Raw genomic sequence first — 13,054 nt, 5'->3', positions numbered from 1 at the left:
TTAAGGCGTTGAATGGCGCCAGTGATGGCTGCGAAAGGGATTGTAGGAACGGGCGGGAAAAGAAGCGAAGCGGGCGCAGGGCGCCCGTTCAGGCTTCCAGCAGGCGGGTGGACCAGCCCATCTTCTGCTGGCGCTCCACTTCCAGGCGCAGCTCGCTGGCCCGCAGGTAGTGCTCGTCCAGCCAGCCCCTGGGCAGGGTCAGGGTCAGGGCATCCTCATCGGCCTGCAGCATGAACTGGGGCACTGTACCCTGGGTGCGGCGCATGCAGAGGATCAGGGAGATGCGCAGGATGCGGGCCAGCCGGATCGCCTGGCGAGCCGTCACGGCTCCCTGTTTCTCCAGCGGCTCCAGCTTGAAGTCGTCCCGCTGGTTGAGCAGCAGGGCCGACAGCAGCTTCTTCTGGGCCGGGGTGAAGCCCGGCATGTCGATGTTGTCGATGATGTAAGCGGCGTGTTGCGGCGCCTTCTTGTACTCGATGCACAGACCAATTTCGTGCAGCAGGGCCGCATAGCGCAGGATCGGGCGACCGTAGCGCTTGGAGAGGCGCCAGGCCGGCTGCAGCTGGGTGAAGGCCTGGATGGCGGTGTCGCGCACCCGCTCGGCGTGCTCCTTGTCCAGCTGGTAGCGGCTGATCAGGCTGTCGGCGGTGCGATCCCGGGCATCACAGTCGTGATTGTTGCCGAGCAGGCCGTAGATGAGTCCTTCACGCAGGGCACCGCCCGCCAGGGTCATGCTCTCGATGTCGAGGGTCTCGAAGATGGCGATCAGGATGGCGAGACCGGAGGGGAACACGGTCAGCCGTTCGGCCGCCAGCCCTTCGAGCTGCAACTGATCGACTCTGCCGCAGGCGATGGCCTGACCCATCAGCTCTTGCAACTTGGGCAGGGTGACCCGCTCGCTCTTGCCCTGGGCCAGCATGATCTCCTGCAGCGCCTGGACGGTGCCGGAGGCGCCGACGCAGGTGCGCCAGCCGAGGACACGGTAGTCCGCAGCCACTTTCTCCAGTACCGCCTTGGCGGCGGCAATGGCCTGGTTGAAGCGCGTCTCGGAGAGCTCGCCATCACCGAAGTGGTTGTTGAGCCAGGTGACGCAGCCCATGTGCAGGCTGTTGAGCAGCTTGGCTTCGCTCTGCTCGCCGATCACCAGCTCGGTGCTGGCGCCGCCGATGTCGATTACCAGCCGGTTGCCTTCCCCTGCCGACGTCCAGGAGACACCTTCATAGATGGTCTTGGCTTCTTCCTCGCCCGAGATGATCTCGATGCTGTGGTTGAGCACCCGTTCCGCTTCGCTGATGAATTCGTCGACGTTGGTGGCCAGGCGCAGGGTGGCGGTGCCCACTACCCGGATATTGTCGGACGGGATGTCCTGCAACTGCTCGGAGAAGAGGCGCAGACAATCCCAGCCCCGCTCCATGGCGGCACGGTTGAGGCGAAAATCGGCATCGAGGCCGGCGGCGAGGCGTACCTTGCGTTTGACCTTGGTGACGGTGCGCAGGGCACCGGCGACCTCGCGCACCACCAGCATGTGAAAGCTGTTGGAGCCGAGGTCGATGGCGGCATAGAGAGGCGAGTTGTGCAACTTGGCCGATCCCTCAGTTCTTGCGGGGGGGACGACGACGGTTGTTGCTGTTGCCACCGCCCTGGCGATCCCGCATGTTGCGGTTCACCGGCTGGCGGTTGCGGAACACCCGTTTTGGTGCGGTGACGTCATCCAGCAGCGCCTCGCGGTCATACTTGCTGACCGGGATGGGGTGGTGGATGTACTCCTCGATGGCCGGCAGGTTGAAGGCATAGTCTTCACAGGCCAGGCTGATGGAGTGACCGCTTTTGCCGGCGCGGCCGGTACGACCGATGCGGTGGACATAGTCTTCGGCATCGTCGGGCAGGTCGTAGTTGAAGACGTGAGTCACGTCGGGGATGTGCAGACCACGGGCGGCCACGTCGGTGGCGACCAGGATATCCAGGGTGCCCTTGGTGAACTCTTCCAGGATCTTCATCCGCTTCTTCTGCGGCACGTCGCCGGTCAGCAGGCCGACGCGGTGGCCGTCGTTCTCCAGCCACGCATGAACGTCTTCACAGACGTGCTTGGTGTTGGCGAAGACGATGGCTTTCTCGGGCCACTCCTCTTCCATCAGGGAGAGCAGCAGCAACATCTTGTCTTCGTTGGAGGGGTAGAAGAGCTCCTCCTTGATCCGCACGCCGGTCATCTGTTCCGGTTCGACCTGCACATGTTCCGGGTGGTTCATGTGTTCATAGGCTAGCTCCTGCACCCGCAGGGAGAGGGTGGCGGAGAACAGCATGCTCATACGCTCGGTGGCGGGGGGCATGCGGCGGAACAGGAAACGGATGTCCTTGATGAAGCCCAGATCGAACATGCGATCCGCTTCGTCCAGTACCACGACCTGGATGTTGCCGAGATCGATGACCTTGGACTTGAAGTAGTCGATGATGCGGCCGGTGGTGCCGATCAGGATGTCGACGCCCTGTTCCAGCACGGCCAGCTGCTTGTCGTAGCCTTCGCCACCATAGGCGAGACCGAGCTTGAGCCCGGTGGAGGCTGACATGCTCTCTGCATCGTTATAGATCTGGACGGCCAGCTCCCGGGTCGGGGCCATGATGATGGCGCGGGGCTGGTTGACGAGGCGCGGCCTGGTCAGCGGATGGGTCAGCAAATAGTTGAATGTCGCCGCCAGGAAAGCCAGGGTTTTGCCGGTCCCCGTCTGAGCCTGACCGGCGAGGTCATGACCTTCAACCAGCAGGGGCAGGGACAGTGCCTGGATGGGCGTACAATAGTGAAATCCCTTTGATTCCAGACCAGCCAGAACTTCGGGTTCGAGGCCCATTTGGGCGAATTTTTCGGTCGTTAGATGTGTTTTGCTCATGGCGGTAGGTTATCAGGTTAGGCTTGCAATAATAAACAGGATCATTTCAAATAGGGCAACTATTGCCTTTGTTGAACCATCAATAAAGCCTTAATTACTGACTGGAGTTGGAGATGAGTGACAAGATTGTTCAGCTGAGCGATGCCAGCTTCGAGGCCGATGTAATCAACGCCGACAGCCCTGTTCTGGTCGATTTCTGGGCCGAATGGTGTGGACCGTGCAAGATGATTGCCCCGATCCTGAACGAAGTTGCTCAGGAATATGAAGGTCGCGTGACCGTGGCGAAATTGAATATCGATCATAACGCCGACACTCCGCCCAAGTACGGCATTCGTGGTATCCCGACCCTGCTGCTGTTCAAGAATGGTGAAGTGGCAGCGACCAAGGTCGGCGCCCTGTCCAAGACCCAACTGAAAGAGTTCCTGGACGGCAACTTGTAATAATCAAGAAGGAGCGCATTGCAATAATGCGCTCCTTGTGTTTTATCACCTAGACGCTCACCCTGATTGGTGCTAGTTTATCGCTCGTTTGCTAACCTTTTTGCCTGACTCTTTGCTTAACTACCAGCCTGGCAAGTCAAATCCGATCAGCATCAATCCAGCAGACTGTCTCCTCATTTCAATCCTTGCTTACAGACTTTCACCACTATGAATCTGACTGAACTTAAGAACACTCCTGTGTCCGAGCTGGTCCAGCTTGGCGAATCCATGGGGTTGGAAAATCTGGCTCGGGCGCACAAGAAAGACATTATCTTTGCAATCCTCAAGGCGCACGCCAAGGGCGGCGAGGATATCTTTGGCGACGGTGTGCTGGAAATCCTGACCGACGGTTTCGGTTTCCTGCGCAGTGCAGACGGCTCTTATCTCGCTGGTCCGGATGACATCTATGTCTCCCCGAGCCAGATCCGCCGCTTCAACCTGCGTACCGGCGATACCATTTCCGGCAAGATCCGGCCGCCGAAAGAGGGCGAGCGCTATTTCGCCCTGCTCAAGGTCAACGACGTCAACTACGACCGTCCGGAAAACTCCCGCAACAAGATCCTGTTTGAAAACCTCACTCCCCTGCACGCCAACGAGCGTCTGCGCATGGAGCGTGGCAACGGTTCCACCGAAGACATCACCGCCCGCGTACTGGATCTGGCATCCCCGATCGGCAAGGGCCAGCGCGGTCTCATCGTTGCACCGCCCAAGGCCGGTAAGACCATGCTGCTGCAGAACATCGCCCAGAGCATCGCCTACAACCACCCGGATTGTGAGCTGATCGTGCTGCTGATTGACGAGCGTCCGGAAGAAGTGACCGAGATGCAGCGGATGGTGAAGGGTGAAGTGATCGCCTCCACCTTCGACGAGCCGGCTTCCCGTCACGTCCAGGTCGCCGAAATGGTGATCGAGAAGGCCAAGCGTCTGGTCGAGCACAAGAAGGACGTGGTGATCCTGCTGGACTCCATCACCCGTCTGGCCCGCGCCTACAACACCGTCATCCCGTCTTCCGGCAAGGTGCTGACCGGTGGTGTGGACGCCAACGCCCTGCACCGTCCGAAACGTTTCTTCGGTGCGGCGCGCAACGTCGAAGAGGGCGGCAGCCTGACCATCATCGCCACCGCGCTGATCGATACCGGCTCCAAGATGGATGAAGTCATCTACGAAGAGTTCAAGGGTACCGGCAACATGGAACTGCACCTCTCGCGCAAGATTGCCGAGAAGCGCGTCTACCCGGCCATCGACATCACCCGTTCCGGCACCCGCAAGGAAGAGCTGCTGACCGCCCCGGACGAGCTGCAGAAGATGTGGATCCTGCGCAAGATCATTCACCCCATGGGCGAGATCGACAGCATCGAGTTCCTCATCGACAAGCTGGCTGCGACCAAGACCAACGACGAGTTCTTCGACTCCATGAAGCGTCAACAGAAGTAACAGCCTCTTCAATGACAAAACCGCGGCCCAGGTCGCGGTTTTTGTTTATCTATTTCACGGCTGGCTTAGTAGTATGAAGCCTCGATGTCACAAGGAAAGGGACGTCATGAAGCTGGTGTTGTTCATATGGATGGGTTGGTTGTGGCTGGCGGCCCCGGTGCATGCCGACTCCCCGCCGCAATTGCAGGCTCCCCTGGTGGCGGACGAGGGACTGGAGGGGCATCGGGCGTACCTGGACGGCCGCATGGCGCTCGGGCAGTTTGATGCCATCGACTCGTTGCTCGAGACCCTGTCGGTGGGGCAGCGGGAGTTCCTGTTGTTCCAGTTGCTGGGGGAGCTCAAGTCATCGGGCGCACCGAGCCCGGCGCTGCTGGCCTGGGTGCGGGCACAAGCGGCCAAGGCGCCACAATGGCTGGTGGAAGGGAAGGTGGACGGTTTCCTGGTGCAGCTACCCGCCTACGACTTCCCCGCCGAGGCCCGGCTGGTGCTGAGCCACTGGCAGCAGCTGGCCTGGCAGGACAACTATCGCCAGTTGCTGGAGCAGGATCGCTTCGACTTCAAGCAGGTCTACTACAGCCGCAATCCCGAGCTGGCACAGCAGCAGCAGGCCCTGCTGGCGGTGCTCGATCGGCAGCCGGTATCCGTGTTGCGCCGGGAGGCGCAGCGGCTTGCCGCCCTCAATCTCTTCCTGCCGGACAACCAGTTGCTGCTGCACTTCATCGAACAGACCGGGGAGACGGCACTCTACCTCAAGCTGTGGCGTCAGCCAGTGGATCACGATAGCCTGACTGCGCTGCACACCATTTCCCGCTTTTATTCAGGTCAGGAGGCGAGCGATCTGCTGATCGCCGCCAGCCAGAACAGCCGCCTGATGGTCCCCGCCCTGCACCAGCTCAGCCGCCTCTCCCCCTTGCCGGACGGGGCCCAGCAGTTCCTCCTGGCCGAACTCGGCAAGCACCAGTATGGCGGGCTGGTGGCCGGCCTGTTGTTGCAGATGGACGAGCCCAGGCTCCTGGGTCAATTGGCAAACCGGTTGACGCTTCAGGAGCGGCGACACGCCTCGTCCGTCATGAGGTCCGATACGGGTACACCGGATACGCCGCCAGGGTTATAATGCGGGACCACCTGATCCCGCTGGGGTACTTGCATGAAATACAAGGACTTGCGTGATTTTATCGCGCAGTTGGAACAAAACGGACAGCTCAGGCGCATCAGTCGCGAGATAGACCCCTATCTGGAGATGACCGAGATCAGCGACCGTACCCTGCGTGCGGGGGGCCCGGCTCTGCTGTTTGAGAATCCCAAGGGCTACGCCATGCCGGTGTTGACCAACCTGTTCGGCACGCCGGACCGGGTTGCCATGGGCATGGGCCAGCCCAACGTCAGCGCCCTGCGCCAGGTGGGGACCTGGCTCTCCTATCTGAAAGAGCCGGAGCCGCCTCGCGGGCTCAAGGAGCTGATGGAGAAGCTGCCCATCTTCAAGCAGGTGCTCAACATGCCGACCAAGCGGCTCTCTTCGGCCCCCTGTCAGCAGGTGGTGCTGGAAGGGGACGCGGTGGATCTGGATCAGATCCCCATCCAGCACTGCTGGCCCGGGGATGTGGCGCCACTGGTCACCTGGGGTCTGACCATCACCCGCGGTCCCTACAAGAAGCGGCAGAACCTTGGCATCTATCGCCAGCAGAAGATCGGCAAGAACAAGCTGATCATGCGCTGGCTGGATCACCGGGGCGGCGCCATCGATTTTCGCGAGTGGCAGGAGGCCCACCCGGGCGAACGCTTCCCGGTGGCGGTGGCGCTGGGCGCCGATCCGGCGACCATCCTGGGCGCGGTGACGCCGGTGCCGGACAGCCTCTCCGAATACGCCTTTGCCGGTCTGCTGCGGGGCAGCCGTACCGAGGTGGTGAAGGCGCTGAGCTGCGATCTGGAAGTGCCCGCCAGCGCCGAGATCGTGCTGGAAGGCTATCTGGAGCCGGGGGAGATGGCCCCCGAAGGGCCTTACGGCGATCACACCGGCTACTACAACGAAGTGGACGAGTTCCCGGTCTTCACCATCACCCACATGACGATGCGCCGGGATGCCATCTACCACAGCACCTACACCGGACGTCCGCCCGATGAGCCGGCGGTGCTCGGGGTGGCGCTCAACGAGGTGTTCGTACCGCTGTTGCAGAAGCAGTTCCCCGAGATCGTGGATTTCTACCTGCCGCCGGAGGGGTGCTCCTACCGGATGGCGGTGGTGACCATCAAGAAGCGCTACCCCGGCCACGCCAAGCGGGTGATGCTGGGGGTCTGGTCCTTCCTGCGCCAGTTCATGTACACCAAGTTCGTGATCGTCTGCGATGACGACATCAACGCCCGGGACTGGAAGGACGTTATCTGGGCCATCACCACCCGGATGGATCCGGCCAGGGACACCACCCTGATCGAGCACACCCCCATCGACTACCTGGACTTCGCCTCGCCGGTCTCCGGGCTCGGCTCCAAAATGGGGCTGGATGCCACCAACAAGTGGCCGGGGGAGAGCAACCGGGAGTGGGGTCAGCCCATCGTCCAGGACGAGGCGGTAAAGCAGAAGATCGATGCCATCTGGGACGAGCTGAAGATCCTCGACTGAGGGATCCCCGATGGGGCGCGGCCATTGTGACGCAAAAGTGCGGTATTGCCTTGCCGAATTGGGTATGCTCGACGGACCTGACCACCAACTGGTCGCCATAAAAACAGTGAAACCATGAGCGAAGCGGGCCGGGCAGGCCCCTCACAAGGACAAGAATGCAACGTATCAAGTGCCGCGTAGAGGAACTGCGCGAATATGTCGACACCATCTGGCACGTGGCGCTGGCGCCGCAGCAGGAGGTGAGCTTCAAGCCGGGCCAGTATCTGCTGGTGGTGATGAGCGATTCGGACAAGCGCCCCTTCTCCATCGCCAACTCGCCGACCCGCTCCGGCGTGCTGGAGCTGCAGATCGGTGCCACTCCCGAGAATGCCTATGCCGGTCAGGTGCTGGCCCGCATGCGCGAGCAGGGGGAGATCGAGGTCGAGCTGGCCGCTGGCAAGGCGTTCCTGCGCGACGAATCCCCCCGACCGCTGATCCTGATGGCGGGCGGCACCGGCTTCTCCTATGCCCGCGCCATCCTGGAATACCTGATCGGCAGCGGCAGCAAGCGTCCGGTGTTCCTCTACTGGGGGGTACGCCAGGCGCACTGGCTCTACGAGCTGGAGCAGATGCAGCAGTGGGAGCGCGACTACGCGCCGCTGACCTTCATTCCCGTGGTGCAGGAGCCCGAGAGCGACTGGACCGGCAGGACCGGGCTGGTGCACAAGGCCATCATGGATGACTTCGTCAGCCTGCATGACTACGACATCTATGTGGCGGGCCGCTTCGAGATGGCCGGTGCCGCGCGGGAAGAGTTCAAGGTGCTGGGCGCCGAGCCCGAGCGCATCTTCGGCGATGCCTACGAGTTTATCTGACCACGGCCAACCGCAGAGCGTCGATCTGCCCCCTTATCGTCTTGCGAGAGAAGGGGGGATGAGAAACTCGTTGTCCCCATAAAAACGACAAACCCCAGCCTGGCTGGGGTTTGTGCTATCTACGGCGGGTCACGCCGGATCATTCGCCCTTGGCAGCGAGCTGCTGCTCGAGCTGGGCCAGCTTGGCCTCGAGGGCGGTCAGCTTCTCCCGGGTGCGCAGCAGCACCTTGGTCTGCACGTCGAACTCCTCGCGGCTCACCAGATCCAGCTTGTTGAGCTGAGCCTGCAAGACCTGACGGGTCTTTTTCTCCACCTCTTCACCCATGCTGCGAATGCCGGGGGGCAGGGCGTTGTGTATCTGTTTGGCGATCTCTTCCAGTTTTTTCGGGTCGATCATGGGGGTCTCCTTAAGCAATGGCGCCATTCTACCGACAAATCGTCCCCTTTGCCGAGATCGGGGCGGCTTTTTGCGCCATGGATCCCATCGGGCTCTGGTCGGGTCTGGTTGATGCACCCTGGCTGCTACCCTGTGACGCCGGGGATCAATTCCAATTCCTTGATGGTGTACACAAAAAAATCAGATCAGATGACTGACCAGAGGCTTATTAATTGTTGCGTTGCTGTTAATATGATTCGGTCGGGTTTGAACCCTACCCCGTCAGGCTCATCATGGATAACAACATAAAAGAGATAAGGATATGAAGAAAAAGCTAATTTACGCGGCCGTCGTCAGTGCGCTGCTGAGCGGTTGTGGTGGCAGTGACGACAACACAGGCGATACCTCAAGCTATCTCGATTATCTGCTGAGCGGCTCCAATGCAGTCCGACCCAGCGCCCTGGCAGCCCGTGCGACCGACGGTACCCTGAAATTCTCCACGGAAACGGCGGATCTCTCCAACCCGGTGTCCGCCCTCTCCACCCTGGATGGCTGGTCGACTACCCAGGCGATCCAGATAGTGCCGGTGACGGCCTCCGGCATCCAGGTCAAGGCGCCGGCCGCTGCTGAATTCGCAGCCTCCGTGGCACCCCTCTACCTGATGGAGCTGGAGTTTGACAGTGCGGCCCTGCGTCCGAGCGGCGTGAAAAAGGTGCTGACCTACGGGGTGGACTTCGTGGTGGCCGAGACGACCGGCAAGCTGAATCTGGTGCCGCTCAAGCCGCTCAACCCCTCTTCCTACTACATGATAGTGGCGACCGATACCCTCAAAGACAGCACGGGTGCCCCCCTGCGACCGGGTAGCGACTACAGCAACTACAAGACCAGCACCGGCAGCAACGCCCAGGAGCAGACCATCAGCGGCCTGATTGCGCTGCAGGAAGGGCTGTTCAAGGCTGCCACCGGTATCACCAGCGACCACGTGATCTTCTCCGACTGGTTCGGTACCCAGTCCGGCGCCGACGTGCTGGTGGCGGTGAAAGGGGCGGCCGCATCCGTGCTCAAGAGCCCGACCCTGGACGCCGCCGCCCTGTGGAAGCAGGACGCCCTGGGCAATACCAGCCTGCCTGGCACCTATACCCTGTCGGTGAGCGGCGGCAGCCCCTTCCTGACCCAGCTGGACGCCGAGAACTTCCTGCCCCAGGAGCAGAAGGATGCGATTGCCGCCGCTTTTGGTGACGGCACTCCACTCCACAATCTGGCCTTGGGTACCACCGTCTACAGCGGTACCGTCAAGCTGCCCTACTTCCTCTCCTCCCCGGCCACCGCCGGCTCCTGGGACAAGGCGAAGACCCAGTCCTGGCACGGTGCCATCCCCAGCCTCTACGCCATCGCGAACGCCCTGAAGGCCCAGGATGCCGAAGTGATCGGCGGCCTGGTGGGGGCGGGCGTGGATCCGGCCCTGCTGGGCGAACTCATCGCCGATCCGAGCCGTCAGGCCGAGCTGCTGGCGGAGGCGAGCAAGCTGATCGGGGTGACCCTCACCTCCGGCGGCAAGGCGCTGGATCCCGAGATGAATATCGGGCGCTTCAACCCGCTGCCGGCACTGGAAGAGGTGCAGTCCGTCCCGATGCGGATCTTCGCCGCCGCACCGCTGGCGAACATCACCGACGTGATCATCTATCAGCACGGCGTCACCTCCGTGAAGGAGAACGCCTACGCCCTGGCCCTTGGCCAGATCGGTGCCGGTGCCCAGGCGAGCAAGAACGTGGCCGTGGTGGTGATCGATCATCCGTTGCATGGTGAACGCGGCTTCGCCCTGACCGGCAGCATGGACTCGGTGACCACCTCCGACAACCCGACCCCCTACCTGAACCTGAGCTACCTGACCGTGGCCCGCGACAACCTGAAACAGAGCGTGGCGGATCTGCTGGGCCTGCGTCTGGCAGTGGGGCTGGCCAATGCCAAGGGCGCCATCGGCACCGCAGGCAGCCTCAAGGTACACTTCCTGGGTCACTCTCTGGGCGCCATCGCGGGGGCCAACCTGCTGGCGGTGGCCAACCAGTCTGTTGGCAACCCGACGGCAGACGCCCTGTTCAAGTTCGACACTGGCGGCCTGGCCATGCCGGGTGGCGGCATAGCGCCGCTGCTGCTGAACTCGCCGACCTTCGGTCCGACCATCCAGATGAGCGTGCTGACCGCTGGCAGTGCGGCCCTGAAGGCAGCTTTTACCGCCTACGCCCCGAACTGCAAGACGGCAGTACCGACCTGCTTCGTCAACGAATTCCTGCCGAGCCAGGATGCGGCCACCCAGGCCACGGCGGCCAGTACCTTGCAGAGCTACAGCTTTGCGGCGCAGTCGGTGCTGGATTCGGCAGACCCCATCAACCTGGGGAGCGGCATCGCGGCGGACTTCCCGCTGTTTGCCACCGAAATCGTCGGCGACGGCGCCCTGAGCCTGTCGGATCGAGTGATCCCGAACAGCATCGCCACCGCCCCGCTGGGTGGCACCGAGCCGCTGTTCAAGGTCCTGGCCCTGCAACCGCTGACCGCCACCGGCGCCGCCAACCACAGAGCGGCCCGCTTCGTGGCCGGGGGTCACAGCTCGCTGCTGGCACCGGACGAGAACTTCGATCCGACCGGCGCCGTCACCACCGAGATGCAGACCCAGTTCGGCAGCTTCTTCGCAAGCGGCGGTACCGCGGTCAAGGTGACCGACGGCAGCCTGCTCAAGCAGTAAGCCGGCCGACCAATAAAAACGCCGCCCCTTGGGGCGGCGTTTTTTTATGGCAAATCGGCTCAGGCTGGCCTGTGGCGCCTGTCCAGCCAGCCTTGGGCAAGGCCGACCAGTAGGCCTGCCAGGTGAGCCATGTTGGTGGTCGCTTTGGTTGCCGAGCAATTGCCGACAACCAGGCCTCACCCCGGCCGATGGCGCCTGTCCAGCCAGCCCTGGGCAAGGCCGATCAGCAGGCCTGCCAGGTGAGCCATGTTGGTGGTCGCTATGGTTGCCGAGCCGTTGCCGGCAACCAGGCTTCACCCCGGCCTGTGTTGCCTGTCCAGCCAGCCTTGGGCAAGGCTGACCAGCAGGCCTGCCAGGTGAGCCATGTTGGTGGTGGCTTTGGTTGCCGAGCCGTTGCCGGCAACCAGGCGTCACCCCGGCCTGTGGTGTCTGTCCAGCCAGCCCTGGGCAAGGCCGACCAGCAGGCCGACCAAATGGGCCATGTTGGCGGTGGGGGTGCCGAGCATGTCCAAGAAGCCGAGCACCAGCCAGACCAGCATGAAGCCCATCAGGGCTGGCGGCATGGCGAGGCCGCAATCCGGTTGCAGCCTGGTTCGCAGCCAGCTGTAGCCGAGCAGGGCATAGACCACCCCGGAGAGGCCGCCAAAGCGCGGGCCGCTGGCAAAGAACTCGGCGATATTGGGCAGGGCCGCCCCGACGATGAGCAGGATGAACAGCTTGCCGCTGCCGAGGCGCTGCTCTATCTGGCCACCGAGATACCACCACCACAACAGGTTGAACACCAGATGCAGCACCGAGAAGTGGATGAAGGCCGGAGTGACGTAGCGCCAGGCCTGCCAGTCGGTGAACTGGGCCAGGGTGGGGTGGAAGGCGAGCTCGTCGAAGATGGGCAGGCCTATGGCATCCAGAGCGTAGATGGCCAGGCAGGCGATGATGACCACCAGGGTCAGGGGGCCCGCCTGGTGGAGGAAGTCGGTGACCGGATCCGTCATCCCCTTGCTGTAGTCGATCCGGGCATCGGCATGGCCGGATTGCCAGGAGGCCTCCATGTAGCGGGGGTGATTGGGTTCGCTCAGGAAGCGTTTGACCTCCTGCTGGGCCTGGGCGAGGCGCCGTTCGTCTGCCAGCCAGACCGAGACGCCGAGCTCGGACTGGGTCAGCTCGCACGGAATGCCCAGGGTAGCGAGATAATCCACCAGCGCCTGGGCCATGCGGGCGTCGCCCAGCACCAGCAGCTGGATCATGCCGGTGGAGGAGGAGCGACCCGCTTCTGTCATGCGTCCCCCGCCTGGATGGGGAACTCCCTGCGCCAGGCCTCGAAACCGCCATCCAGGCTATAGACCTCGTCATAGCCCTGTTGCAGCAGGTACTGGGCCGCCCCCTGGCTGCTGTTGCCGTGATAGCACATCACGATGACGGGGGTATCGAAGTCCACCTCGTTCATAAAGCGAACCAGGGTGCCGTTGGTGAGGTGGAAGGCGCCGACCGCGTGGGCCGTCTCGAAGGATTGGGGATCGCGAATGTCCACGAGACGGGCTTCGCCTGCGCTCAGCTTCTGGTGGGCATCATGGGCGCTGATATGGGCAAACTGGTCCATTGAGATGTCCTGAAAATGGAGTGTTGAAGGGCAGTTTACCGCAAGCGGCGGTTTGCGCTAAGTGTGCAATGGGGG

The 13,054-nt window shown here is 62.4% G+C and carries 11 protein-coding genes; 6 read left to right on the top strand and 5 right to left on the bottom strand.

The window, feature by feature from the left end; translation table 11 throughout:
* Positions 1-88: 88 nt before the first annotated feature.
* Positions 89-1,579 carry a guanosine-5'-triphosphate,3'-diphosphate diphosphatase gene (gppA, locus tag ACPW74_RS19685; protein ID WP_104455035.1) on the bottom strand — a complete coding sequence of 497 codons (1,491 nt, stop codon included), beginning with the start codon at positions 1,577-1,579 and terminating at the stop codon, positions 89-91.
* A gap of 13 nt (positions 1,580-1,592) precedes the next feature.
* Entirely contained in the window at positions 1,593-2,882 is a 1,290-nt protein-coding gene (gene rhlB, locus ACPW74_RS19680; protein ID WP_104455036.1) for an ATP-dependent RNA helicase RhlB, read from the bottom strand.
* 113 nt (positions 2,883-2,995) lie between these two features.
* Here rhlB and trxA point away from each other — a divergent pair, with 113 nt between their 5' ends.
* The 5 genes from trxA (at position 2,996) to fre (ending at position 8,266) form a co-directional block, all read left to right on the top strand.
* Positions 2,996-3,322 carry a thioredoxin TrxA gene (gene trxA / locus ACPW74_RS19675; protein WP_010672369.1) on the top strand — a complete coding sequence of 109 codons (327 nt, stop codon included), beginning with the start codon at positions 2,996-2,998 and terminating at the stop codon, positions 3,320-3,322.
* A gap of 207 nt (positions 3,323-3,529) precedes the next feature.
* The gene (gene rho / locus ACPW74_RS19670; protein ID WP_010672370.1) at positions 3,530-4,795 is read left to right on the top strand and encodes a transcription termination factor Rho; all 1,266 of its coding nucleotides are present in this window, start codon (positions 3,530-3,532) and stop codon (positions 4,793-4,795) included.
* A gap of 106 nt (positions 4,796-4,901) precedes the next feature.
* Entirely contained in the window at positions 4,902-5,909 is a 1,008-nt protein-coding gene (locus ACPW74_RS19665) for a hypothetical protein (RefSeq protein WP_048209335.1), read from the top strand.
* 33 nt (positions 5,910-5,942) lie between these two features.
* Entirely contained in the window at positions 5,943-7,412 is a 1,470-nt protein-coding gene (ubiD, locus tag ACPW74_RS19660; RefSeq protein WP_134997273.1) for a 4-hydroxy-3-polyprenylbenzoate decarboxylase, read from the top strand.
* Positions 7,413-7,567: 155 nt separating this feature from the next.
* On the top strand, positions 7,568-8,266 hold the full coding sequence (gene fre, locus ACPW74_RS19655; RefSeq protein ID WP_010672373.1) for an NAD(P)H-flavin reductase: 699 nt from the start codon (positions 7,568-7,570) through the stop codon (positions 8,264-8,266).
* 139 nt (positions 8,267-8,405) lie between these two features.
* On the opposite strand, the gene ubiK is transcribed toward fre, so the two are convergent.
* Positions 8,406-8,663, bottom strand: a complete 258-nt coding sequence (ubiK, locus tag ACPW74_RS19650) for a ubiquinone biosynthesis accessory factor UbiK (protein WP_010672374.1) — start codon at positions 8,661-8,663, stop codon at positions 8,406-8,408.
* 301 nt (positions 8,664-8,964) lie between these two features.
* Between ubiK and ACPW74_RS19645 the strand changes: the two genes are divergently transcribed.
* Complete coding sequence (locus tag ACPW74_RS19645; RefSeq protein WP_042864705.1) at positions 8,965-11,382, top strand: VolA/Pla-1 family phospholipase; 2,418 nt, start codon at positions 8,965-8,967, stop codon at positions 11,380-11,382.
* Between the two features lie 410 nt (positions 11,383-11,792).
* Here ACPW74_RS19645 and glpG read toward each other — a convergent pair whose 3' ends face one another.
* Both glpG and glpE read right to left on the bottom strand, forming a co-directional pair.
* Positions 11,793-12,626, bottom strand: a complete 834-nt coding sequence (gene glpG / locus ACPW74_RS19640; protein ID WP_049636383.1) for a rhomboid family intramembrane serine protease GlpG — start codon at positions 12,624-12,626, stop codon at positions 11,793-11,795.
* Positions 12,627-12,655: 29 nt separating this feature from the next.
* Positions 12,656-12,979: a thiosulfate sulfurtransferase GlpE gene (glpE, locus tag ACPW74_RS19635; RefSeq protein WP_005307320.1), complete on the bottom strand. Its 324-nt coding sequence runs from the start codon at positions 12,977-12,979 to the stop codon at positions 12,656-12,658.
* Positions 12,980-13,054 lie beyond the last annotated feature (75 nt).

It is taken from the genome of Aeromonas sp. INTO2, from assembly GCF_049860605.1.
GTDB lineage: Bacteria > Pseudomonadota > Gammaproteobacteria > Enterobacterales > Aeromonadaceae > Aeromonas > Aeromonas caviae.
This window is presented reverse-complemented; position numbering and strand designations above follow the sequence as displayed.